Consider the following 25,227-nt stretch of genomic DNA (forward strand, 5'->3'; position numbering starts at 1 on the left):
TGCCGCTCAGCCCCCGAGGATGCGCGGCAACCACATGCCCATGACGGCGCCGGCGATGCCGACGGCCATCGCCGCGGTCAGGGCGAAAAGCGCACCCGCCATGGCATAGCGACCGGACGGGCCGGCACGATCCTGCGCGCGGAGATAGAGTTCGAGTATGACCAGCGGCACCAGATAACAGCCAAAGGCCAGGAAGCGGACGAAGGGACCGTCGAAATCCTTGCCGATCCCGACCGGCCCCTGATTGGCGATGACCCAGAACATCAATCCGACCCGGAAGAACCAGACGCCGCTCACCAGGATGAAACCGCGCAGCGCCCAGCGCCGATGCGCGGCGATATTGCGGGCCAGCACATGGCGCCAGGCCAGCACCACGGCCAGCAGGATGAGCAACCCGTTGATGCTGATCCCTACGCGCATCGCGGTGCCGCCCGCGGTGCCCCGCGTCCACACCATATAGAGCCCGGCCACGCTGATCACTACGGCGGTCACCATGTAGAGGCGACCATTCCAGCGATGAAACGGCAAAGCCCGGCCGCGAAGCCAGGGAATGAGCTGAAGCGGGCCGCCGATCGTGATGATCACCGCGAGCAGCAGATGCGCCGCCAATATCGCATTGCCGACGGTGCCGCCGGCAACATAGCCGCCGACAAGGATATCGTTCCAGCGTTCGAGATCCCCCTGTGCCGCAGCGCGCCCATAGAAGGACGCCACATAGGCGACGAACGCCCATTGGCCGATCACCGCCACCAGATACCAGGTCAGGCCCGCTGCCTTCAGCGCCTTGTCGGCGGTGGATCTGGTCGCCGGCCGGCCCGATATCGTGGTTTCGCTCATTCCCGCTCTCATTCGTTCTCATCGAGCGATAACCCGTCTATGTTCGCGACCACATGACCGTGGCGATCAAACATCTGACTTTGGGATCGCAGGGGGCGGTCAATGGCTGAACCCACGGTTTCCGCGGGCTATGCGAACAATCTGATGCAGTTCGCGGAAGCGCGCGGCGCAAACCGGAAGCAGCTTGTCGAACGCTCCGGCATCGATCCCGACGATCTGCGGGATCCCGACAATCGCATCGCCTTCTCGCGCTATGTCGCACTGATGATGGCCGCCAAGCAATTGTGCGAAGACCCAGCATTCGCGCTGCATCTCGGCGCGGCGAAGGATTTCAGGGAATTCTCGGTCGTCGGGCTGATCTGCTATGCATCCCCGACCATGGGCGAGGCGCTGGCCGAGCTGAACCGCTACGGCCAACTGGCTATCGAGGTCGCGCTTCCCGGGCGCGGCAAACGCTTCGAACTGACCCGGATCGACGGGGAATTGTGGCTGGTCGACATGCGCACCGATGCCAACAGCTTCCCCGAAATGACCGAATCGACATGGTCGCGCTTCATTTCGGAAACGCGACGCCATTTTCCGGATGCGCCCTTTGCCAAGGCGGTCCATTTCACCCATGCCGAGCCGGGCCACGCCGCCGACTATGTCCGTGTCCTGAAGGTCCCCGTCACGTTCGGGAGCGACCGCAACGCAATCATGATCGATCCCTCATGGCTGTCGATCGAACTGCACAATCCCAACCGCTATGTCTTCGGCGTGCTGAGCGACCATGCCGACCGGCTGCTCAAGAGCCTGGAGGATGCGCAGACCGTGCGCGGCCGCGTCGAGGCCCTGCTGATCCCGGTGCTGCACAAGGGCGATATCGGCATGGAAACGATCGCGGCGCAGCTCGGCCTCAGCCGCCAGTCGCTTTATCGCCGGCTCAAGCGCGAGGATGTGAGCTATGATGGCCTGGTCGATGCACTGCGCCACAAGATGGCGCTGCATTATCTGAGCGGACGCAAGGCATCGGTCAACGAAACCGCCTATCTGGTCGGCTTTTCCGATCCCAGCGCCTTTTCCCGTGCGTTCAAGCGGTGGACGGGTTTCAGTCCGCGCGATGCGCGGGTTCGCTGAATTCCGGTCTCTGCCTAATTCTTCGCACGTCCGGCGTGGAGGAATTCGATCACCCAGCGCCCATCACGGCGGCCGAGCGCCGCGGATTCCAGCCAGGTGACCGGCTCGGGAGCGGCTGCGGGGCCGGCGCGGCCGACATTCTCCCATGACGCCCATGCCATGTCGCAACTGACTTGCGCCTTGATCACCCCCGGATTCCATTCGAACATCATGCCCGCCTTGCGGGCATTGCGCACCAGATCGAGCAGTTCGACGCCCTTGAAACGCTGTCCGCCGTCATAGGCGTAGAAGGAGGGCGCAGTCGCCCGCGCAAAACCCGCCTGATCCTCACGGGCCAGCGCTGCGTAAAGCCCGCGAATCGTCTCCGTCACCGCCGTGACCGCAGCCGGATCGGCGGGACATGGCTGTACGGCAGCGGCTGGCGTGGCATTTGCCGGCCGGAACGGACTGTCCGCACGCCATGCCGGCTTCGCATCGGCGTCGGCGACGATGTCGACCATATCGTAGAAGAAGCGGTTGAACTTGGCGGCCGCCGCCCAGTCCATCGGTTGGGTCAGGTCGTCCTGCGGCTTGTGGTAGCGACTATGATACCATTCGCGATAACGCACCTCCGAATCCGTGCCCGGTCGATAGCCGAAGACGAAGCCGGTCGCCGGAATGCCAGCCTGGATGAACGGCCAATGATCGGCCCGGCGCATCAGATTGCGTTCGGGCTCGGGGTCGTGCTGGACGGTGATGCCGAGCGGCCCCGCCGCACGCCGCGCGGCATCGCCCAGGCCGGTGTCGTCGAGCCCGTGGACGGTCAGCAGCTCGAGCGGGAAGATCGGCCGGATCTGGTCGAGATTGATATTGGCGACGATCGACCCGGACGGAACCGTCGGATGGGCGACGAAATGGCGCGCGCCGAACAGCCCCTTCTCCTCTCCGGTGAACGCCGCGAACAGGATCGTACGCCGATAGCCCTTGCCGCCGCGCCGTTCGGCCAGTCGCTGGAGCAGCGCCACATAGGCCGCGTCGTCGAGCGTACCGTTATAAAGCCCGTCGCCATCGACCGGCTCGCCATGACCATAGCCGTCGAGATGCGCCGACAGTATAACGACCTCGTCCTTCAGCACGGGATCGGTACCAGGCAGCAGGCCGAGCACATTGGATGACTTCAGCGCGCGCGACCGCACGTCGAACTTGGCGACGAACCGGCCGGGCAGATCCGCATTGGCGAGCGGCCTGCCCGCACTGCCGTCGGCGATGAGCTTCGCCGCATCCACACCCTTCCCCAGCACGCGCGCCAGCGCATCGGCATTGAGCGTCGCCACCAGCATGCGATCGCCGGCTGGTGCGCCCTCACCGGGCATCGTCATCGTCCGCGCGTAGGCGGCGGGCCAGCGTATCGGCTCGATCGTGAAGCCGGGATCGGCGATGGTGATCAACCCCGAAGCGCCGGCCCTCTCGACTGCGTCCTGCCGCCCGGTCGCGTTCGTCAGTCCGGCGCGGCGCCATCCATAGCAGAGCACGATCTTGCCGCGTACGTCGCCCAGCACGTCCGCACCGCAATAACCGCGAAAGACCATCGGCGCGTTCAAGCTGCGCGGCATACCGGCACTTGGCCGAAGCGTGATATCGTGCAGGAAGCGAAGCGTGACACCGCCCGCCACGATCCGTGTGCCGGGCTTCGCCACGGCAACTTCGTCGAGCCGCAACGTCTGCAGCCAGGTGCCGTTCTCACCGGCCGGCTTCAATCCGTTGCGTTCGAACGACCGGGCCACCCGTTCCGCTGCACGCACATGGCCTGGCGATCCGGTGTCGCGGCCCTCCAGTTCGTCACCCGACAGCGCCTCGGTCGCACGCCACCATGCACGCGTATCCTCGTCCGGAATATCGACGGTTCGAGACGCCATCTGAGCGGCGAGAATCGGCAGCGTCAGGAGCAGCAGCATCAAAGACCTCGTCCGGAGTTGCCCGCCGCCGGACCGCAGGCCGCACGCGGATGAAGATGGTCGCGAACGCTAGCATGGCGCGCGCGATCGGGTCCATTGCACCAGAAAATATCGAGGTTTCGGTATCTTCACCCTGTTGTTTCTTCCTCGGCCTCAATCGATTGCCACGCTCACCTGGATCAATACCGCTCCGGAATCGTTCAACTATGATGCCTCAAGCGCCGAACACGGAGGGATGATGCCGAACGACACCACGGGCGTAACCGGACTGGACGATATTCTGGCCGGCGGCTTCTCCAAGGGACGGTTATTTCTGCTCGAAGGAAGCCCAGGCACCGGCAAGACCACAATCGCTACCCAGTTCCTGATGGCGGGTGCCGAAGCCGGCGAGTCAGTTCTCTACATCACCCTGTCCGAGACCGAAGAGGAATTGCGGGACGGCGCGGCTTCGCATGGCTGGACCTTCCGGAAGAATTTCGAGATCTTCGAGTTGGTGCCGCCGGAAAGCCTGCTCAACGAGGAGCAGCAGCAGAGTTTGCTCTATTCGTCCGATCTGGAGCTTGGCGAAACCACCAAGCGGATATTCGAATCCTTCGAGCGCATCAAACCGTCGCGGATCGTACTGGACAGCCTTTCCGAGATCCGGCTGCTTGCGCAGAGTTCGTTGCGCTATCGCCGCCAGATCCTGGCGCTCAAACATTATTTTTCGCGCCATCGGGCCACTGTCCTGATGCTCGACGACCTGACCGCCGACGTCATGGACAAGACCGTCCATAGCGTCGCGCACGCCGTGGTCCGCCTGGAGGAATTGTCGCCCACCTATGGCGCGGAGCGGCGGCGCCTTCGTATCCTCAAATATCGCGGTCGCCGCTATCGTGGCGGCTATCACGATTTCGTGATCGATACCGGTGGTGTCCGTGTCTTTCCCAGGCTGGTCTCGGCGGAGCATCGATCGGGCTTCAACCGTGAAGCGGTTCCCATCGACAATGCCGAGCTGAACACATTGATCGGCGGCGGTTTCGAGCGCGGCGCAAGCACATTGGTGCTGGGTCCCGCCGGCACCGGCAAATCGCTGCTTGCGCTCAGCTTCGTCCAGTCGGCGGTCCGGCGCGGCGAAAACGCCGCGATGTTCGTCTTCGATGAGGAGCTCGGCCTGCTGATCGAACGCGCCAAGGGTCTGGGCATCGACCTGGAGCCAATGATCGACAGCGGCAAGCTTTTGATCGAGCAGATCGACGCAGCCGAACTCACGCCAGGCGAATTCTCCGAACGCGTTCGCAACTGCGTTGAGCGGCACGAAGCGCGCACCGTCGTGATCGACAGCCTCAATGGCTATCAGGCGGCGATGCCGGAAGAGCATGCGCTGATCCTGCACATGCACGAATTGCTGCAATATCTGAATCGCCAGGGTGTGATGACATTCCTGACGGTGGCGCAGCATGGCCTTGTCGGCGACATGAAATCTCCGGTCGACGTAACCTATCTGGCCGATACCGTAATCCTGCTTCGGTATTTCGAGGCGCTTGGGCGGGTTCGAAGGGCGATCTCGGTCGTGAAGAAGCGGACCGGTTCACACGAGGACACGATCCGCGAATTCATGATCGGCAAGAGCGGGATCACGCTGGGCGAGCCGCTGACGCAGTTCCAGGGCGTATTGCGGGGCGTTCCGACCTTGATGGGGGATGGTCAGGGATTGTTGGGCGCGGATAGGGATTGATCGTTCCGTGAACCGCACCAGCGCCGAGGGCGCCGTCATTCTCGCACCGCGCGGCCGCGACGCCGTCATCGCCCAGTCGATGCTTCGCGATGGGGGCATGACCGCGCAAGCGACACAGGATCTGCCCGCGCTGGTTGCGACGCTTCGCGCAGGGGCAGGTTTTGCGATCATCACCGAAGAGGCGTTGCGTGGTGCCGATCTGCGCGACCTTGCCGGCTTTCTCGCCGATCAGGCGGAATGGTCGGATTTCCCGTTCATCATCCTGACGGAGCGTGGCGGCGGCCTCGAGCGAAATCCCGGAGCAGTTCGGCTGCTGGAAACGCTCGGCAACGTGACCTTTCTCGAACGTCCTTTTCATCCGACCACCCTGCTCAGCCTTGCCCGGTCGGCGCGACGCTCGCGCCTGCGTCAATATGAAGCGCGGACGCGGCTCGAGGACATTCGCGAGGGCCGTGAAAGCCTCAGGCTCGCGCTTGCGGCTGGCGGGCTCGGTGCCTGGGTGCTCGACCTGCCCACCAGAACACTGAACGCCGAAGACGCGTGCAAGGCACATTTCGGCCGATCGCCGGATGACCGGTTCAGCTATGCGGACCTGATCGCCAGCATCCACGACGACGATCGCTCTCGCGTCCAGGCGGCAGTTCAGCACTCACTGGACACACAAGATGATGTGGGCGTGGAGCTACGCTGCGTCTGGCCTGACAGCTCGCTGCACTGGATCCAGATGAACGGACGCGTCGAGCGCGATCATAATGGCGTGGTCACGACGCTGGTTGGCGTGTCGCACGAGATCACCGAGCGCCGGCGCGTGGAGATGCGGCGCACGGCACTTCTCACGCTGGGTGATGGATTGCGGCAGATGACCGATCCTGCGGACATGTCGTATCTTGCCGCCGAAATTCTTGGACGAACCCTGGGGGTCAACCGTGCTGGCTATGGGGTCATTGATCCGGTGCGCGAAACCATCACGATCGACCGAGACTGGAACGCACCGGGCACCCGCAGCCTGGCGGGCGTCCTCCAATTTCGCGACTATGGGTCCTATATCGAGAATCTCAAGCGCGGCGAGGTCGTCACCTTCGCCGATGCGCGCACGGATCCGCGCACCCGCGAAAATGCCGATGCGCTGGAAGCGATTCAAGCCCGCGCGATACTCAACATGCCGCTTGTCGACAGGTCCGATTTCGTGGCTCTGCTCTATCTCAATCATGCCGAGGTTCGTGCCTGGCCCGACGACGACATCGCATTCGTCCGCGATGTCGCGGATCGCACCCAGGCCGCGATCGAGCGCCGCAACGCCGAACTCTCGCTCGAAAACCTGGCGGAATCGCTGGAGCAGCAGGTGGAGGAACGGACGCGCGAACGCGATCGTACCTGGCGGAACTCGCAGGATCTGCTGGCGGTCGTCGCCAGCGATGGTCGTTTCCTTGCGGTCAATCCGGCCTGGTCGACCATATTGGGCTGGCAGCCCGACGATATCGTCGGCCAGGATCATGTGGCCTTCAGCCACCCCGACGATCAGGCATCGAGCCATGCCGCTCATATCCGCGCGCAGAGCGGCGCGCTGCGCCAATATGAGAATCGGGTCCGTCATAAGGATGGAAGCTATCGCTGGATTTCGTGGGTGGCGTCGCCGGAGGGCGATCGCGTCTATGCCAGCGGTCGGCATGTCACTGCGGAAAAGGAGGCCGAACAACAGCTGGTGACTGCGCAGGATCAGCTTCGACAGGCGCAGAAGATGGAGGCGGTCGGCCAGTTGACCGGCGGACTGGCGCACGACTTCAACAATCTGCTGACCGCGATCAGCGGCGGCCTCGAACTGATGCAGATCCGCCTCAAGCAGGGGCGTTCGAACGAGATCGACAAATATCTCGATGCAGCGCAGCAGGCGTCGAAACGCGCCGCCGCATTGACCCATCGCCTGCTCGCCTTTTCGCGACGTCAGACCCTCGACCCCAAAGTCACCAACATCAATCGACTGATCGCGGGGATGGACGACCTGCTGCGTCGCTCGGTCGGCCCCGCAGTCGAGATCGAAATCGTCGAGGCCGGCGGCCTTTGGACGACATTGATCGATCCGAACCAGCTCGAAAACGCGCTGCTCAACCTGTGCATCAATGCGCGTGACGCGATGCCGGACGGTGGCCGCATCACCATCGAGACCGCGAACAAATGGCTGGATGCGCGGTCCGCGGCAGAGCGCGAACTGCCGCCGGGGCAATATATCTCGCTCTGCGTCACCGACACCGGCTCCGGCATGGCGCCCGAGACGATCGAGCGCGCCTTCGACCCCTTTTTCACGACCAAACCGCTCGGCGAAGGCACTGGTCTCGGCCTTTCGATGATCTATGGCTTCGTTCGCCAGTCCGGAGGACAAGTACGGATTTATTCGGAAATGGGGCATGGAACGACGATGTGCCTGTATCTCCCGCGCGCGCATGCCCGCGAGGATGGCGAGGAGGTTTCGGAACAGGCAATCGAGGCGGAAGCCACGGCGAGCGGTGAGACAGTAATGGTGGTCGATGACGAACCCGCGGTGCGGATGCTCGTCATCGATGTGTTGGACGGACTGGGCTATCGTGCGATCGAGGCAAGCAACGGTCCCGAAGGCCTGGCGATCCTGGACTCATCGGCTCGTATCGATCTGCTGATCACCGATGTCGGGCTGCCAAAGGGTATGAACGGCCGACAATTGGCCGACGCGGCACGTGTGGCGCGTCCGGATCTCAAGGTGCTTTTCATCACCGGCTATGCCGAGAATGCCGTGGTCGGCAACGGGCAGCTCGAGCCTGGCATGCACGTCCTGACCAAACCCTTTGCCATGGACAATCTGGCAGAACGTATCCGCACGCTCATTGCCGAATGAACGGAAACTCCTTCAAAGAGCATCAGTAGAAGCGGACATTCCCGATTTCGAGCCAGGCCTTGCCGCCCGGCTCACCATCGAGCCGCACGATCAGCGCCCGGAGCTTCGCCAGGTCGAGCACCGCATCCTTGTTGCCGCTGCCAAAGCTGCTGAACGGAATACGGATCTCGCGTCGGTCGCCGCCCGCCTCGAACCCGGCCCGGAACCAGCCGCTCTGCTGGATGGCATAGCTGTCGAACAGCATCTGATATCTGCCGGCACCGCGTGCGGCGAAGGCGATGCCGGTAAAGCCGCGCGCATCGGCAAGCTGCACGGCCCCCTTGGTGAGCGGCAGGATGAGCTGCGCGAACGGCCGCGGCGCGGCACCCATCTGCGCGACCAGGAACAGCGGCCTGCCTGCTTCCCCCGCCCTATCCTCGCCAGGGCGGACATAATCGAGATGGCTGTGATCGATGCCCGGCTCGGTGCTTTCGACCGGCAACGTATCGAGATCGGTGCGCCCCGCCGGGCCACGACCGGTATCGATCAGCCCTGCCATCTTCATAACCGGCAAGGGCGTGGGCGCTTCGCCGGCGATCAGCGTACGCAACGGCGGCAGCGCCCTCTCCCGGCCACCCACGAACACGCGGCGCACATCATGGATATCCTCGATCCGTTCGTCGGGCCGGCCGCCGGTCAGCACCAGGTCGGCACGCTGGCCGGGGGCGATGCGTCCATGTGCTTCGCCTGCGCGCAATATACCGGCGCTGATGCTGGTCGCAGCGGCCAAGGCTTCGGCCGGGGTGAAGCCCAGCTTCGTCAACCAGCGGATCTCGCGCAAGGCCGAAGTGCCGTGATACACGCCGCCGATCCCGGCATCGGTGCCGATCCCGATACGGATGTCGGCAGCTTTCAGCCGGCGGACGTTATCCTGCATGACCTGCCAGCGCTTCGCCTCCAGCGGCGGAATTGCCTCGATGGGCGCTGCCATCCGCGCTTCCTCTCGCGCGCGTTCGGGTGGACGCAGGCTCTGCCATTCGCCGGGCACGAAACTGCGATCCTGCTGCGGCTCATACACCACCAAAGTCGGCACATAGGCAGTGCCGTTGCGCTTCATCAGCGCGATCAGATCGTCGTCGACCAGCGCATCGCCAATGCCATGGCCGACCGCGTCGACGCCCGCCGCCGCCGCGACGCGCGCACCCTCCAGCGTCACCGTATGCGTGATCACCGGGATTCCCGCGGCATGCGCGTCCTTGACGATCGCGCTCAATGTCGGCTCATCCATGCTGTTGAGCGAGGGCGAGCGGCCATAGCGCCAGCCATCGGCGAACACCTTGATGACATCGGGACGATAGGGCAGCGCCTTTGCCATCGCGACATGCGCGGCGCGCGGCGTCGCCGCTTTCATCGTGAAGAAATTGCCCCAGCCGAATTCGGTGCCATGCCCGCCGGGCACGCCCAGCCGGATCGCCAGCTCCAGATTGGGCGCCACGACCGCACCCGATCCAGTCATTTCGCGGATCGGCGCCAGCATCTCGCCCGAAACCGAGAAGTCGTTGGCGGTGGTGACTCCGCTCAGCAGATATTCGGCATAGGCCTTGCCCAGATCGTCAGGCGCCGAAAAAGCGGGCGAGCGCAAATGGGTGTGGAGATCGTGCAGACCCGGGATCAGGGTCAGCCCGCGCGCGTCGATCACCCGGGTACCGCGCGGCGCCCGCAAATGGGTGCCGACGGTGACGATCCGGCCATCGCTGATCAGCACGTCGGTAACGGTGGCGGGCACACCTGTGCCGTCGAACACCCGGGCGCCACGGATCAGCAGGTCGCCCTGCTGGGCCGGAGTCTCAGCGCCCGCCATCGCCGGCACGCTCAAGGGCGCCAATGCCAGCCCTACCACGCACAATCCCAGCCAAAGGCCCGTTCGTATCGTCATCCCGTCAGTCTGAAGGTGGTGCCCGGCAGGGGCAACGTCGTCATGCAGGCCGGTTATGGAGCGGGCAAAGCTCTGTATGGCATGCACCCGATGGCATCGCCGCCAGCTTGGCCTTAGGCTCATTACCCATGACCATGATCCTGAAGGCGCATCGTGCCGCCCCGTTGTTCCTCATCCTCGGCGCCACCGCGCCGGCATGGGGGCAGGCCGCTCCCATCGAAACAGCTCCGTCCCAATCGTTGCAGCAGCGCGTCGAGGCGCGGCTGGCGGAGATCGGACCGGGCACGCGTTTCGGCCTGGTCGTCACCGACGAGAGCGGTCGCGAACTGATCGCGATCGCACCCGACGATCGCTTCATCCCGGCGTCCAACACCAAGATGTACAGCACCGCCGCCGCTTTCCATCGTCTATCGGCGTTCGATCAGCCCGATGCGGCGAGCGGTACGGCCGTGCATATCGAGCCGACCGGAGGCGGCCTCAGCGACGTGGTGCTGGAAGGGCGCGGCGATGCGCGCATGTCGAGCGCGGCCGATTGCGCCGTCGATTGCCTGTCGACGCTGGCCGATGCGGTGGCGGCGCGGACGCGCACCGTCCGCAACGTGGTGGGCGACGACAGCATCTATCCCGATCAGCGCTGGGGCGCGGGCATGGCCTGGAACAATATCCAGACACGCTCGGGCACCGCGGCGTCGGCGCTGACCATCGACGACAATGAATTGCCGATGATGGTGAAGCCCGCCGCCGTCGGCGAGGCGCCCAAGGTCGAGATCGAACCCTATTACGAGATCGAGAACCGCGCGACGACGGTCGCGGCGGGCGAGACCAAATTGTCGTTCGCCCGCGAGCCCAATGGCCGGACAGTGCGCCTGACCGGCACGATTGCGACGGGCGCCGAGCCCGAACAGCTCCGGCTGGCAGTCGACGACCCAGCGCATTTCGCGGCCTGGCGGCTGAAGCGGATGCTGGAAGCGCGGGGGGTGCGTGTGAAGGGCATGGTCGATGTCCGGCATCGCCCGACGATGCCCGCCGACGACCCAACGGTTCGCGACGGTGCGCCCGCCGCGAAGCTGCCGCTGCGCCAGGCGCTCGCCACGCTGGTCCCCGCGCCCTTCATCGAGGATCTGACACACACCAACAAGGTCAGCCAGAATCTGCATGCGGAACTGACCCTGCGCCGTGTCGCCTATGCCACGGGCAGCGGATCCGCCGCCGACGGGATTGCCGCGGTCCAGGCGATGCTGACCGAGGCGGGCGTGCCGCGCACCGCATACGACTTTTCCGACGGCTCGGGCATGTCGACCTATAATCGCGTCGCACCGCGCGGCATGACGATCTTCCTGCGCTGGATTTCCGCCCAGCCCTGGGGCGCCACATGGCGGACCACGCTGCCGATCGCGGGTGTCGACGGCACACTCTCCAAGCGATTCAAGGGCACGACGCTGGAAGGCAAATTGTTCGCGAAGACCGGCACGCTCAACGCCAGTTCGGCACTGTCGGGCTATATGATCGCGAAGAGCGGCAAGACGCTGACCTTCTCGATCTTTGCCAACGACATGCCGCAGGGCGTATCCGCGACGGGTACGATGGATGCAGCGCTGGAGATGATCGCGGCGGAGAATTGAACGTCATTCTCCCGACCTACCACGTCATTCCCGCGTTCACGCATTACTGTCCGGGATTTTCGTTTGGCGAGCGTTGCGCGGGCTCAACAGCCCTCGATCATCATTGCGAGGAGCGTAGCGACGAAGCAATCCGGCGGTTGATGCATCCCTGGATTGCCGCGCTTCGATCCGTAGGATCGAAGTTCATCCTGAGCGCCTGCCTTGGCAGGCAGTCGAAGGGCTCGCAATGACGGCGTGTTTACGATCAAGTAAATCAACCTTGAGCGTTCGCGTCACCCCTTCGCAGGATCCGAAGCCCCCAAACGATCCAGCCACGCCTGTGCCTGTTTCGGTTCACCCACCGCGCTTGGACTGACCGGCCCGCGTGATGCCAGGAATTCCTGCTGCAGCTCGAAGGGCGCCATACCGAACTGGTCGCGGATGCCGTCGATCGACTCGCCGATCTCGGCCAGCGCCTCGATAACCGGCGCGATCGCAGCGCGCGCAGCCTTGTCCTTGTTGTGATCGAACAATCCCCAGCGCCCCGCCGCAGTCACGCGAAGCGCGTCGATCAGCGCGGCGCGATACTCCTCCTCGAGTTCGATACGGCGTTCGTCGAGGCGGGCGAGACGGTCAGCTTTGGCCATGGACAGCTTCTAGAGCGATTTGCAGTTCGATGGAACCATCGAACGACTCGAAAATCCCGGCAAAACAAATAGCTAGATCAAGCTGTGCGATTCCGAAATTGCGCAGCTTGATCTAGCCGCAGACCGCCGATGATCAATGATCATCCGGCTCCAGTGCCGAGAAAGCCGGTGCATAGTCGATCGCACCTTCGGCCACGGGCAATACCGCACCCAGCGGCAACACCATCAGATACGGCCCGGCATAGGGTGAAGCAAAACCCGTCGCCAGATCGACGCGGAAGCCGAAGCGGCCATAATAGCCGGGATCGCCAAGTACGAAGATCGCACTCCAGCCCCCCGCCCGCGCCCGATTGATCGCGGCCTCGATCAATGCGCGCCCAACGCCGCTGCGCTGATGCCTGGGGGCGACTGAAACCGGGGCCAGCCCCAGCGCACGAAACGGCGCTGCCATCGGCGACAGCAGGACATGCCCGGCCACCGCATCGTCGATCACCGCCACCAGCGAAATCGTAGCATCGCCGTCGGCACGCAGGCGCTCAACCAGCCGCGCTTCGTCGGGTTGGCCGAAGGCCTGCTCGACAACGTCCGATATCAAGCAGCGGTCGTTGGCCTGCTCCTCACGGATCAGCATCACCCCGCCCCGTCCCACGCCGCGATCACCGCATTCCCAGTCTCCGGGCGCAGCACGAAGATACCGCTGTCGCGATGCCGCGTTGGATGGACGCGATTGGTGAGCAATGTCCATGCAACGCCGCGGTCGAAATCGATCCACAGCCCGGTGCCGGTGAAGCCGGTATGGCCGATCGTCTCGTCCGAGCAGGTATCGCCGCCCGACCAACCCACGAAGCGGCGTTCCCAGCCGCAGGTGCGATCCCCCTGCACGCGCGCGCGAATCGCCGCGAGCATCGCCGGGCTCGCACCGCTGCCGTCGAGCAGTCCCTGCGCGAAATCGAGCACGCCGCCGAGCGTGCCGAACAGCCCGGCATGGCCGGGGGCACCACCCAATGCCGAGGCATTCTCGTCATGCACTTCGCCCTTCAGCACCCGCCCGCGCCATTGGCAATGCTCGGTCGCGACCGCCGGGCCGGGTGACGGGCCGTAGGACAGGCCCTGCGGCAAGGGCCATTCAGTGAGCGGCCTGCCGGTGATCCGCTCGATCGCGATACCGAGCAGGATGAAATTGATGTCGGAATAGACCGGCGGGCCGTGCCGCCACTCGCGCTGAAGCACGAAGGCGCGCAGCCGCGCCGGATCGTCGCCATAGGTATAGATCGGCTCGACCGCGGGCAGGAAGCTGCGATGCGCGAGGCAGTCGCGAAAGGTCAGCTTGCGCTCGGCCGCATTGGCGACGTCGTACTGCCGCAGATCAGGAATCGCGTCGGTCAGCGGGCGATCGAGATCGATCCGGCCCTGATCCGCCAGGGTCAGCACCATCGTTGTCGTCGCGATCACCTTGGACACCGAGGCGAGGTCGAACCAATGATCCTCGGTCAGCGCTTCAGGTTCGGGCTCGATCGCGGCCATACCCGCAAATATCGTCCAGCGACGACCATCGGCGGCAACAACGCCCAACGCCGCACCGGGAATGCGTCCGTCGGCGATCGCGGCGGCGGCAGGAGCAAAGGCGGCTTCGATCATAGCATATCGTCCGGACGCGGCTTGATCCGCGCAAGCAGTGGCAGGAAAACGATCGCGGCGAGGCTCGCCACCCCTGAAATCAGGAAAAACATGTCGAAGCCATTATAGCCGGCCCGATCCAGATCCTCGACGATCGCCCCTCCGGCCCCGGACAGGAGCCGCGGCAGCAGAAAGGCGAAGCCCGAAAGGAATGCATATTGCGCGCCGGGATAGCGCGGATTCACCAGCAGCGAGAGATAGACGACGAAGATCGCGCCCGCCATGCCGTTGCCGAACTGGTCGGCGGCAGTGGCGATATAAAGCATCGCTTCATTGGGTGGCTGATGTGCGAGCCAGACGAACCCGAAATTGCCGAACGCCGCGAACAATGCGCCGATCGCCAGCGTCGTACCCTGCCGCCAGCGTGTCACCATCCAGCCGCCAAGCCCGACCCCGACCATGCTGGCAAGCAGCGCGACCAGGCTGTCGGCGCGACCGATCTGGGTCAGCGAATAGCCGAGATCCTTGATCATCGGCTTGGACAGATTGAGCGCCAGCACATCGCCCATGCGATAGATCGAGACGAACGCCATCAGCACGAGAGCGCCGAAGCCGTAGCGCCAGAAAAAATCGACATAGGGGCCGATCGCGGCCGATGTCCGGATCGCGGCGGTGGGCGGCGCCTTGCGGATCCGGGGCAATGCCGCTGCCATGATCAGGAAGGGCACCATGCAGATCATCAGCACATAGGGCGTGACATTGGTCTTGGCGCTGATGCCGATTCGCGCGGCGGTGTCGAGCACGACCCAGCCGATCGCCGCCGTCACCAATATCGCGACGAGCAGGATCAGGGCGCTGGCGATCAGCCCGGTCGTCAGCGCCACCCAGCGGCTGCCGCCATGACCGGGATCCGGGCGCATCGCGGCCAGGATCGGAAAAGGCAGGAACGCCGCCGCCGCGATCGCCAGATATGACGCGGTCCAGCCCGCGCTGTCGGCGACAAGCAGCGCACCGCTGCCCGCCGCGACCATTGCCGATCGATATCCCCAAAGATTCGCGGCGGTGATCGGCCCCTGTTCCTCACGCGTCGGTGCGAGTTCGATGCGCCAGGCATCGGCCGCGACCTCGAGCGTCGTCGTCCAGAAAGCGAGCAGAACCGCGAACAATGCGGTGATGGCGAGGCTTTCGTCCGACGCGGTAAGCGCCATCGCCGTCATCGACGTGAAGATGCCGAGTTGCGACAGCATGATCCAGCCGCGCCTTTTTCCCCAGAAGCGCGCAAATCCGGGCACATCGTACCGATCGAGCATCGGCGCCCACAGGAATTTGAACGTGGGCAGCAACTGTACCCAGGCAAAGAAACCGATGATGACGAGTCCGACCTCATGCGCCTGGAGACGCAGCGTAAGCACCGTCGAAAACATGTAGAATGGCAGGCCGGCGGAGAAACCGAGCAGCACATAGAGCGCCATCCGGCCGATGCCGGGCGGTATGGCGCGCGCGCTGGTCACCGGATGCATAGCAGTCGACTCCACCGACGAATCGACCGCCTCAGCCAAGATCGAAAACCCTGCGCGTGAACGAAGCTGACGTCATCAATATCCCCCGGGGAAGCCTTATGGCCGCACGCTTGACCGTGCCCCTCGAACAGTCAATGGCGACGCTGCCTCGCAGATGTCGAGCCCCGCCTTTTTTGGCGTGCGCCCATATCCATAAGTTATATATCCCCCAACAGAAACTATGACCCATTATTGACATTCTTGTTCCTTAATAGCCGAGCTCGCATCGGAAGAATGCGAGGTTCTGGGGGATTTTCATATGCTTGTCTCGTGGTCGTCCGGACCAGCCCTGATCGGGGAAGCCGCGCGCGGGGGCACCATTGATCCCACCCAGCCAGATATATGCCAGGGCACTCACGACATGTTTGCGGCGAATCCGCACGGTCGTTCGTTGAGCGCCGGGCTGGAAAACGAATTCCTATAAGGGGGCATCGCCCGACCGGCCCGGCACATGCCGGGTCGGCCGGGCGATGAATTTCTCGATGTTGCTGATCCCCCTTCTCCTCGCATCGGCACAATCGGCACAGCCCGCTCCAACACCGCAGCAGCCCGTCGCCACGGTCCGCGTGACATTCGACCGTGACGGCGAAACCGGCATGTCGGCGACGGGGTTTGCCGATATCGCCGCCGGCCGCACCGTCACCGCCGACGATCCGGTGCGCGTGGCATCGATTTCCAAGCTGGTGGTCGCGATCGCGGTGATGCGCCTGGTGGAACAGCGCAAGCTCGACCTGGACGCCGATGTCTCGACGCTGCTCGGCTGGCCATTACGCAATCCCGCCTTTCCCGATCGACCGATCACGCTGCGGCTGCTGATGTCGCACCGATCGGGGCTGACCGACGGCGTCGATTATGTCCTGCCGCTCGACGCCGAACTGCGGACCGTGCTTGCCGATCCCAAGGCGTGGGATACGGCGCACCCGCCGGGCACATTCTTCCGCTACACCAATCTCAACTTTCCCGTGGTCGCGGCGGTGATGGAGCGCGCGACGGGTGAGCGCTTCGATCGGCTGATGGACCGGCTCGTGCTGGCGCCCCTGAAACTCGACGCCTGCTATAATTTCGTGGGCTGTTCCGACGCGGCGGCGGCGCGGGCGGTGGTGCTCTATCGCGCCGGCAAGCCGGTGCGCGACGACCATCGCGGCGGCCGCCCCGCCTGTGCCGTCACACCGGCCAGCGATGGAAGCTGCGACCTGAGCCGCTGGCGCGCGGGCGCCAATGGCGCGATCTTTTCGCCGCAGGGCGGTTTGCGCATCTCGGCGCGCGGGCTGGCAAAGATCGGCCGGCTGCTGCTCGGGCGCGGCACCGTGGGCGGCGTGAAACTGCTGACGCCGCGCTCGGTCGCACTGCTCGAAATTCCGCTCTGGACCTTCAATGGCGATACCACGGCGCCCAACGGAGAAACCGGCAGCGATCCGTCGACCGGCACGCCCTTTGGCGGTTTCTATTGCAGCTATGGCCTGGCCGTGACGTTTCTCGCGACCAATGCAAGCGGATGCCATGACGATCCGTTCGGCGACGGCCGCAAGCGCTTCGGCCATGGCGGCGACGCCTATGGCCTGCGCTCGGGCCTGTGGATCGACCGCAAGCGCGGCACCGGAGTCGCCTATTTCGCGACCGATGTACCGATGGTCGTCGGCAAACGCTCCGCTTTTACTCCGGCTGAAGAGGTGCTGGCGCGCGGCAACTAGTGGCCTTTGACCGCAATTGAACACTGTAAAATAATTTAATTGAACAACGATCAATAAAATGGCATCCCATATCCGTCCGGTGAGTCGCCGGACGGATATGGAGTTGTCGACATGCAACCCGTTTATGTGACCGCGACCGCGCAATGCCTGCCCGGTGAGCCGATCGCGAATGACGAGATGGCCGACTATATCGGCCGTCTCTCCCCCGAAGCCGAACGGTTCGGGCGGTTGACGCTGCGCCAGAACGGCATCCGCCACCGCCATTATGCGATCCGTCCCGACGGCACGTCCGACTGGACCGTGGCGAAACTGGCCGGGAACGCGGTGCGCGCGCTGATCGACGATGCCGGACTGGACAAGAGCCGGATCGGCTTCCTCGCCACCGCGACCACCCAGAACGACATGCTTGTCCCCGGCCTCGCCTCCGGCGTCCATGCCGAATCCGGTCTGCCGCCGATCGAGCTGGCGAGCCTGCAAAGCGTGTGCGCGAGTTCGATGATGGCGCTGAAGACCGCCGCGTTACAGGTCGCTGCGGGCGAGCATCGCGCGGCGATCGCGGTCGGCGCGGAGTTTTCGAGCCGCTATTTCCGCCCCGGCCATTATCTGGGCACCGATACGATGCAGGCGGACGGCACATTGCCCGGCGATGCCGAGTTCCTGCGCTGGACGCTCAGCGACGGTGCGGCCGGGCTGCTGATCGAGGATCGCCCCGCCCCGCGCGGCCTTTCGCTGCGCATCGACTGGATCTCGCTGCGCTCCTTCGCCGATCGATTCCGGCCCTGCATGACGGGTGGCGCGGCGCGTGGCGCGGACGGTTCGCTGCGGCCCTGGAGCCTGCACGAAAGCGCCGCCGCCGCGACGCGCGCGGGCGCATTCCAGCTTCGCCAGGATGTCGAGGCGCTGCACCGCATGCTGCCGGTCTGGATGGGTGAGTTCATGCGGCTGGTCGACGAGGGGCGGATCGATCCGCTCGCGACCGACTGGTTCCTCTGCCACTTCTCCGCGCACAGCCTGCGCGAGGAGATGGTGAAGCTCGCCACGCGTGCGGGCTGCATGATCCCTGAGGATCGCTGGTTCGCCAATATCTACGACAAGGGCAATGTCGGCGCCGCCGCGATCTTCCTGATGATCGACGATCTGATGCGATCGGGCCGGCTGCGCGGCGAGCAAAGGATCGTCTGCGCGGTGCCCGAGAGCGGACAGTGCATCATGGCCTATGCGGGCATGACGGTGATGGAGGACGGACAATGACCGACACTGGTGAAACCGGCGGGAACGCCGCACTCGTCCAGGCGACGCATCGCGGCCTGGCACAGGTCTGGATCGATTTCGAAAGCGCGCTGGTGCAGGTGCCCGTGATCGCGCGGCTGATCGGCGGGCGCCTGCGGATCGAGGATTATCGCAGCCTGCTGCTCAACCTGCGCCAGCAAGTGGTGGAGGGCAGCCGCTGGATCAGCCGCGCCGCATCCAATCTCGGTCCCGATCACGAGGAATTGCGCTCGCTGTTCGTGCGCCACGCGGTTGCCGAGCATCGCGACTATCGCCTGCTCGAACAGAATTATGTCGCGTCGGGCGGTCAAGCCGAGGATATCCGCACAGCCCCCAAGAATATCGGATCGGAGGCACTGTCGGCCTTCATGTACCAGACGGCATCGCGGCCCGATCCGCTGGGCATGCTCGGTGCGATGTTCGTGATCGAGGGGCTCGGCGAAAAGCTTGCCACGCCCTGGGCGGAGGCGATCCGCGCCCAGCTCGGCCTGGGTGAGGACGCGACGAGCTTCCTCGCCTATCATGGCGAGAATGACGGCGGGCATCTCGACATGTTCGATCACGCGCTGACGCTGGCGGTCGACGATCGGGCTGTGGCGGATAGCATCGTGCGCCATGCGAAGATCGTCGCCCGGCTCTACCGCCTCCAGCTCGAGGAGCTCGACAATGTCTGACGACCGGCTGGATCCGGCATCCTACGATCCGCGCGATCCCAATCCCTGGCTGGCGCTGATGCTCGACCGGTCGCTGCCTTTCGCGCCCGCTGCAAAGGCCGCGCTGATCCGCGACCAGGCATCGCGCAGCCGGCAATTCCTGCTGCCGATCGTCCGCCCGCTCGCCCGGATCGCGATCGTGCTCGCGCAGCTCGTCCACACGATCAGCCCGCGCTGGCCGCACGCGCCCCGGCTGCTGCATCGTTCCATCGCATTCGGCATGCGCCATTTCCTGACGCCCGACGCCAATCGCCTGATCCTGCGCCATTTCCATCTGGGCGCGCAGATTCTGCGGTTCATTTCGGACAATGCGACGCCAGGTTTCCACCCCGCGCTCGAACCGATGACGCCGCAGACGATCGACGATGTGAAGGACAATCTGTTCCTCAAACACGATCTCAACATCTTCAACTTCCTGATTCAATTGAACCAGGAAATGGATCGTCGCGGCGCCGCGCTCGGCCGTGTCGAGCATGTCGATTTCTCCGCGATCGCCGACGATATCGCGATCGATCCCCTGCCCCATGGCCGGTTCAACATCATCGATCTGCAGACCGCGATCGAGCTCTATACGCCCGCCTATGCAATGCTGCTGACCGATCGCGATTTCTGGCGCGCATCCAATTCGCTGCAGCTCGACGAGACTGTCGGCCTCTACGCAGCCCGGCTGACAGGCGAGGAGAAGCATCTGGCGATGATCAACAACCGCCATCCGCTGGTGCCGCATTCGACATTGCGCGCGGGTTTTCGCCTGATGCTCCACGGGCTTTCGACCGAAGTGCTTCATGGTTTCCTGACGGAGCTGAAGCTGCGTCAGGCAGCAGCGGCAGGCCCCGCCTGATCGGTTCCGGCCGCGCGATGCCCAACATCTGGCCGAACGGGGCGATATGCGCCATTATCCCCCATGACGGGGGCCACCGATCCAAGTGCATCCACGTTGAGGGGAAGCGGCGAATGCTGCGTATGAACGATATGACATTGGAGACTCCTGCTTGACCGATATCGACGCCATGCTCGCGCAGCTTCGCGACGGCCCCGTCCATCCCGGCCTGTCGTCGATCGACGACGCCGTGATGGACAAGCTTGCCGCACGCGCGCAGGCGACGCCCGCCCTCAGCGGCAAGGCGTTCGGCATGGCGGCGGTCATGGCACTGGTCGTCGGCATCGCCGGATCCGCCCTGCCCGGCGGAGAGGTCAGGGCCGCGCCGATCTCGCCACTTGGGGCGCCGCCCATGCTGGCTCCCTCCACGCTGCTCGGCAACGCACGGTGAAGGATTATCGCCGTATCGCATTGATCGCGCTGATCGCATTCGTCGCCGCGATCGCCGGCGTGGTGATCGGCCGCGAATATGTCGTCCCGCAGCGGCCGGTCGAGAATGAATTGCACGACCTGCTGCACAGCCAGCTCGATCTGGACGCGCAGCAGCATGCCCGGATAGACGTGATCGAAAAGCATTTCGCGGCGCGCAGACAGGCGCTGGAACAGGAGCTTCGTGCCGACAATGCGCGTCTCGCCGATGCGATCGAGGCCGAGCGCGGCTATGGCCCCAAGGTCGGCGCCGCGGTCGATCGATCGCATATGGCGATGGGACAGCTCCAGAAGGAAACGCTCGAGCATATCTTCGCGATGCGCGGCGTGCTACGCCCCGAACAGGCCGCGAAGTTCGATGCGGCAGTGGTGAAAGCGCTCACGGCCAAGGAGAGGTGACTGCCGATCTTGCCGGCTGCACGGACGGGGAACTGGCCGTGATCGCCATGGCGGGGCACCAGGCCGCCTATGGCGCGCTGATGACCCGCCATCGCGACTGGGTCTATCGACTCGTCCGCGGCCATATCGGCGATGCCGACGAAGCGCTCGACGTGACGCAGAACAGCTTCGTCGCCGCCTTTTCGGCGCTGGCCCGTTATGACGGCACGCGATCGTTCCGGGCGTGGATCGCGCGCATCGCGATCAACAAATGCCGTGACTGGGCACGCAGACGCGCGGTTCGCCGGCTGTTCGCCTTTGCCGTGCCGATCAGCGAGACCGAGGAGATCGCCGACGGCACTGTCGCGATCGACGATTCACTGGGCGCTGCGCAGGAGCTCGATCGGGCGATGCGCGCGATCGGCACGCTGCCGGCATCGCTCAAGGAACCGCTGATCCTGCGGACGATCGAGGATATGACGCAGGCGGAAACCGCGCAGATCCTCGGCATCAGCGAAAAGGCCGTGGAAATGCGCGTCTATCGCGCGCGGATGAAATTGTCGGAAATATTGAGGGATTGAAGCGCCGTGCGCGTATCATCCCGCAGACGCCCATCATTTTCACAGCACAAGCAGGACCAATGACAGTATCGCGTTTCGATCGCCGCACGCTTTTGCGCGGCGCGGCCATCTCCGGCGGCACCGCAGCCCTCGCCGCCTGGTTTCCGGCATGGGCGCAGCCGGTTTCGGCCGGCATCGTCCGCCCGCTCCCCACCGTATCCGGAACCGACATTTCGCTCCGGATCGCGCACCAGATGATCACGGTCGACGGCCGAGAAAGCCATGGCATCGGCATCAACGGCACGATCCCCGCCCCGCTGGTCCGTCTGCGCGAAGGCACCAATGTCCGGCTGTCGGTGATCAACGATCTCGACGAGGACAGCTCGATCCATTGGCACGGCCTGCTCGTGCCCTTTCATATGGACGGCGTGCCGGGCGTCAGCTTCCCGGGCATCAAGCCGCGATCGACCTTCACCTACGAATTCCCGATCGTCCAGTCGGGCACCTATTGGTATCACAGCCATTCCGGGCTGCAGGAGCAGATGGGCCATTACGGTCCGATCGTCATCGATCCCGCCGGCCCCGATCCGATCCGGTCCGATCGCGAGCATGTGATCGTCCTGTCCGACCACAGCCCGATCCACCCGCACCAGATCTTCCGCAAGCTCAAGCAGCAGGGCGGCTATTTCAACTATCAGAAACAGACGCTGGCCGGACTGATCAAGGGTGACGACCAGCCCGCCTCCGAACGAACCGCCTGGGGCGGGATGCGGATGGACCCGACCGATATCAGCGACGTCACCGGATCGACCTATACCTATCTGATCAACGGCCACGGCCCCCGCGACAATTGGACGGCATTGTTCCGGCCGGGCGAGCGCGTCCGGCTGCGCTTCGTCAATGCTTCCGCCATGACGACCTTCAACGTCCGGATACCGGGGCTGAAGCTCACCATCGTCCAGGCCGACGGGCTCAGCGTGCGCCCGGTGACGGTCGACGAGTTCCAGATCGCGATCGCGGAAACCTATGACGTCATCGTCGAACCGGCCGACGACCGCGCCTATACGCTGACCGGCGAGGCGATCGACCGGTCGGGCCTGGCCCGCGCGACGCTGGCGCCGCGTGAGGGCATGCCGACCGAAATGCCCGCGCTCCGCAAGCGCCCGCTCGCCACGATGACGGATATGGGCATGGGCGGCATGGATCATGGCGCAATGGGTGCCAAACCGGCCGGCGACGACGCATGCCCGCCCGAACATGCCGCGATGGGCCATTGCACGCCGGCGGATGCGGCGAGCGGTCATGGCGGCACCGCGATGAAGCATTCGATGCGCGACATGTCGCTGGCGCCGACGGTCAAGGACACGCCGACCGTCCAGTCGATCTCACCCATGCCGATCGATCGCACGGGCGAACCCGGCCAGGGGCTGGCCGATGTCGGCCACCGCGTGCTCGTCTATCGCGACCTGATGGCGGTGGAGCGCAATCCGGACGTGCGCGCGCCCGATCGCGCGATGCAGATCCACCTGACCGGCAATATGGAACGCTATATGTGGGCGTTCGACGGCGAGAAATTGAGCGAAGTCAAGGCGCCGATCCCCTTCACCAAGGACGAGCGCGTGCGCGTGACCCTGGTGAACGACACGATGATGGGCCACCCCATCCATCTTCACGGCCATTTCTTCGAACTGGTGACCGGGCATGGCGAGTACGCCCCCAGGAAGCATACGGTGCAGGTCCAGCCCGGCGGCAAGGTAACGTTCGACGTCACCACCGATGCTGTCGGCGACTGGGCGTTCCACTGCCATATGCTCTACCATATGCATGCCGGCATGATGCAGGTCGTGACGGTGCGGCCCCGCACGGGAGGCGCAGCATGAAGCCGCTCCTCCTGCTTTCGGTCGCCACGCTGGCGATTGCCGCGACGCCGGTCGCCGCACAGACGACCGATCACAGCGCGCACGACATGTCCGCGCATGCGGGCCATGGAGAACAGGCCGACGCGAAGCCCACTGCATCCCCTGCCCCCGCCGATCCTCATGCCGGGCACGACATGACGGCCCAACCGGCAGCACCGGCGCCCGATCCCCATGCCGGGCACAATATGGCGCCGCAATCGCCGGCACCCGCGCCCGACCCCCATGCCGGACATGACATGTCGGCCATGCAGCCGGCGGCGAGCGACGCCATGCCCGGCCATGGCAGCGGCGGCACCGCGCTTCCCGCCGGCAACGCGCCGGCGCCGACGGCTCCGCAAGCCAATTATGCCGATGGCGTCTGGGGTGCCACGGCGATGACGGGGCCGCGCACGCAGCTCAGCCGCGAACATGGCGGCGGCAGCTTCTCGCAAGTGATGATCGACCTCGCCGAATATCAGGTGCGCGGCGGCAAGGACGGTTTCCGCTGGAGCGGCGAAGCCTGGTTCGGCGGCGACATCAACCGGCTCGTCGTCAAGACCGAGGGCGAGGGCGCGTTCGGCGAAGGCGTCGAGGATGCCGAGGTGCAGGCGCTCTACAGTCGCGCGATCGGCCCCTATTTCAACCTCCAGGCCGGCGTCCGCCAGGATATCGGGCCGGGCCCGTCGCGCACCCATGCGGCGATCGGGTTCGAGGGTCTTGCCCCTTATTGGTTCGAGGTCGAAGGTGCGCTGTTCCTGTCCGACAAGGGCGACCTGTTCGCCCGGCTCGAAGGCAATTACGACCAGCGCATCACCCAGCGCCTGATCCTCCAGCCCAGAGCCGAATTCAATTTCGCGCTGCAGGACGTGCCCAGGAGCGGTATCGGTTCGGGCCTGAGCGATGTCGAGCTGGGTCTGCGGCTTCGCTACGAGATCGTCCGCGAGTTCGCGCCCTATATCGGGGTATCATGGGACCGTCGCGTTGGCGGCACCGCACGCTATGCACGACTTGCCGGCGAGGATGTCGAAGCGACCAGCTTCGTCGTCGGCGTGCGGGCCTGGTTCTGAAGACAGGGAGCGAGACATGAGGAAATCGGGACTTCTGGCCGCCCTGCTGATGCTGGCCGCACCAGCCGCCGCGATCGCGGCCGGCGACATCGCGATGCACCGCGATCCAGGCTGCGGCTGCTGCGAGAAATGGGCGGCGCAGGTCCGCCAGCAATTCGGCCGGCGGGTCGCCGTTATCGACGATCAGCAACGCGCGGCATTCCAGGCCAAACGCGGCGTGCCGCAATCGCTGTCGTCCTGCCACACTGCCATTGTCGACGGCATGGTGTTCGAGGGCCATGTGCCGATCGCCGATATGAAGCGGGTGCTGGCGCAGCGCCCCAAGGGCGTCATCGGCCTGGCGGTGCCCGGCATGCCGATGGGATCGCCGGGCATGGAAGTGGCCGGCATTCGCCCCGAGGCTTATGACGTCATCGCCTTCGGCCCCGGTGGCCGCAGTGTCTATGCCCGGCACAATGACGGGAAGCGCCGCTGAGGCATTTTCCCTTCATTCCCACGTGCGCGGGAATGACAAGGCAAGGAATCGCGCCGCC

21 protein-coding genes are annotated in these 25,227 nt (G+C 64.8%); 14 read left to right on the forward strand and 7 right to left on the reverse strand.

The window, feature by feature from the left end; genetic code table 11:
- Window positions 1–6 precede the first annotated feature (6 nt).
- The gene (locus AC3WN8_RS16465; RefSeq protein WP_492670540.1) at window positions 7–837 is read right to left on the reverse strand and encodes a DUF2306 domain-containing protein; all 831 of its coding nucleotides are present in this window, start codon (window positions 835–837) and stop codon (window positions 7–9) included.
- 102 nt (window positions 838–939) lie between these two features.
- Between AC3WN8_RS16465 and AC3WN8_RS16470 the strand changes: the two genes are divergently transcribed.
- On the forward strand, window positions 940–1,953 hold the full coding sequence (locus AC3WN8_RS16470) for an AraC family transcriptional regulator (protein ID WP_492670541.1): 1,014 nt from the start codon (window positions 940–942) through the stop codon (window positions 1,951–1,953).
- 14 nt (window positions 1,954–1,967) lie between these two features.
- Here the strand turns inward: AC3WN8_RS16470 and AC3WN8_RS16475 are convergent, their stop codons facing one another.
- The gene (locus AC3WN8_RS16475; RefSeq protein ID WP_492670542.1) at window positions 1,968–3,887 is read right to left on the reverse strand and encodes a M28 family peptidase; all 1,920 of its coding nucleotides are present in this window, start codon (window positions 3,885–3,887) and stop codon (window positions 1,968–1,970) included.
- A gap of 238 nt (window positions 3,888–4,125) precedes the next feature.
- Here AC3WN8_RS16475 and AC3WN8_RS16480 point away from each other — a divergent pair, with 238 nt between their 5' ends.
- Window positions 4,126–5,604, forward strand: coding sequence for an ATPase domain-containing protein (locus AC3WN8_RS16480; RefSeq protein WP_492670543.1), 1,479 nt, complete (start codon window positions 4,126–4,128; stop codon window positions 5,602–5,604).
- A gap of 7 nt (window positions 5,605–5,611) precedes the next feature.
- On the forward strand, window positions 5,612–8,470 hold the full coding sequence (locus AC3WN8_RS16485; RefSeq protein ID WP_492670544.1) for a GAF domain-containing hybrid sensor histidine kinase/response regulator: 2,859 nt from the start codon (window positions 5,612–5,614) through the stop codon (window positions 8,468–8,470).
- A 22-nt stretch (window positions 8,471–8,492) separates the two neighbouring features.
- Here the strand turns inward: AC3WN8_RS16485 and AC3WN8_RS16490 are convergent, their stop codons facing one another.
- Window positions 8,493–10,385, reverse strand: coding sequence for an amidohydrolase family protein (locus AC3WN8_RS16490; protein WP_492670545.1), 1,893 nt, complete (start codon window positions 10,383–10,385; stop codon window positions 8,493–8,495).
- A 128-nt stretch (window positions 10,386–10,513) separates the two neighbouring features.
- Between AC3WN8_RS16490 and dacB the strand changes: the two genes are divergently transcribed.
- Window positions 10,514–12,007, forward strand: a complete 1,494-nt coding sequence (gene dacB / locus AC3WN8_RS16495) for a D-alanyl-D-alanine carboxypeptidase/D-alanyl-D-alanine endopeptidase (RefSeq protein ID WP_492670546.1) — start codon at window positions 10,514–10,516, stop codon at window positions 12,005–12,007.
- A gap of 272 nt (window positions 12,008–12,279) precedes the next feature.
- Here dacB and AC3WN8_RS16500 read toward each other — a convergent pair whose 3' ends face one another.
- The 4 genes from AC3WN8_RS16500 to AC3WN8_RS16515 form a co-directional block, all read right to left on the reverse strand.
- A complete protein-coding gene (locus AC3WN8_RS16500; protein ID WP_492670547.1) occupies window positions 12,280–12,633 on the reverse strand; it encodes a hypothetical protein in 354 nt (117 codons plus the stop codon).
- A gap of 133 nt (window positions 12,634–12,766) precedes the next feature.
- On the reverse strand, window positions 12,767–13,264 hold the full coding sequence (locus tag AC3WN8_RS16505) for a GNAT family N-acetyltransferase (protein WP_492670548.1): 498 nt from the start codon (window positions 13,262–13,264) through the stop codon (window positions 12,767–12,769).
- Window positions 13,264–14,271, reverse strand: a complete 1,008-nt coding sequence (locus AC3WN8_RS16510) for a serine hydrolase domain-containing protein (protein ID WP_492670549.1) — start codon at window positions 14,269–14,271, stop codon at window positions 13,264–13,266. The genes AC3WN8_RS16505 and AC3WN8_RS16510 overlap by 1 nt, the downstream gene beginning before the upstream one ends.
- Window positions 14,268–15,770 carry an MFS transporter gene (locus tag AC3WN8_RS16515; RefSeq protein WP_492670550.1) on the reverse strand — a complete coding sequence of 501 codons (1,503 nt, stop codon included), beginning with the start codon at window positions 15,768–15,770 and terminating at the stop codon, window positions 14,268–14,270. Before AC3WN8_RS16515 ends, AC3WN8_RS16510 begins: the two co-directional genes overlap by 4 nt.
- A 521-nt stretch (window positions 15,771–16,291) precedes the next feature.
- Between AC3WN8_RS16515 and AC3WN8_RS16520 the strand changes: the two genes are divergently transcribed.
- From AC3WN8_RS16520 to AC3WN8_RS16565, 10 genes are all read left to right on the forward strand, one after another.
- Window positions 16,292–17,500 (forward strand): serine hydrolase domain-containing protein, encoded by a 1,209-nt coding sequence (locus AC3WN8_RS16520; protein WP_492670551.1) that lies wholly within the window; start codon window positions 16,292–16,294, stop codon window positions 17,498–17,500.
- Between the two features lie 111 nt (window positions 17,501–17,611).
- Entirely contained in the window at window positions 17,612–18,751 is a 1,140-nt protein-coding gene (locus AC3WN8_RS16525) for a thiolase family protein (protein ID WP_492670552.1), read from the forward strand.
- A complete protein-coding gene (locus tag AC3WN8_RS16530; RefSeq protein WP_492670553.1) occupies window positions 18,748–19,443 on the forward strand; it encodes an iron-containing redox enzyme family protein in 696 nt (231 codons plus the stop codon). Before AC3WN8_RS16525 ends, AC3WN8_RS16530 begins: the two co-directional genes overlap by 4 nt.
- Window positions 19,436–20,323 carry a DUF6999 family protein gene (locus tag AC3WN8_RS16535; RefSeq protein ID WP_492670554.1) on the forward strand — a complete coding sequence of 296 codons (888 nt, stop codon included), beginning with the start codon at window positions 19,436–19,438 and terminating at the stop codon, window positions 20,321–20,323. The genes AC3WN8_RS16530 and AC3WN8_RS16535 overlap by 8 nt, the downstream gene beginning before the upstream one ends.
- 151 nt (window positions 20,324–20,474) lie before the next feature.
- Window positions 20,475–20,753, forward strand: a complete 279-nt coding sequence (locus AC3WN8_RS16540; RefSeq protein ID WP_492670555.1) for a hypothetical protein — start codon at window positions 20,475–20,477, stop codon at window positions 20,751–20,753.
- A complete protein-coding gene (locus AC3WN8_RS16545) occupies window positions 20,750–21,190 on the forward strand; it encodes a Spy/CpxP family protein refolding chaperone (protein ID WP_492670556.1) in 441 nt (146 codons plus the stop codon). Before AC3WN8_RS16540 ends, AC3WN8_RS16545 begins: the two co-directional genes overlap by 4 nt.
- Window positions 21,187–21,750, forward strand: a complete 564-nt coding sequence (locus AC3WN8_RS16550) for an RNA polymerase sigma factor (RefSeq protein ID WP_492670557.1) — start codon at window positions 21,187–21,189, stop codon at window positions 21,748–21,750. Before AC3WN8_RS16545 ends, AC3WN8_RS16550 begins: the two co-directional genes overlap by 4 nt.
- A 59-nt stretch (window positions 21,751–21,809) precedes the next feature.
- Complete coding sequence (locus tag AC3WN8_RS16555; protein ID WP_492670558.1) at window positions 21,810–23,609, forward strand: copper resistance system multicopper oxidase; 1,800 nt, start codon at window positions 21,810–21,812, stop codon at window positions 23,607–23,609.
- Complete coding sequence (locus tag AC3WN8_RS16560; RefSeq protein ID WP_492670559.1) at window positions 23,606–24,694, forward strand: copper resistance protein B; 1,089 nt, start codon at window positions 23,606–23,608, stop codon at window positions 24,692–24,694. Before AC3WN8_RS16555 ends, AC3WN8_RS16560 begins: the two co-directional genes overlap by 4 nt.
- A gap of 16 nt (window positions 24,695–24,710) precedes the next feature.
- On the forward strand, window positions 24,711–25,169 hold the full coding sequence (locus AC3WN8_RS16565) for a DUF411 domain-containing protein (RefSeq protein ID WP_492670560.1): 459 nt from the start codon (window positions 24,711–24,713) through the stop codon (window positions 25,167–25,169).
- Window positions 25,170–25,227: the final 58 nt, after the last annotated feature.

The sequence above is a fragment of the Sphingobium sp. FW305-3-2-15-F-TSA7 genome, from assembly GCF_058787155.1.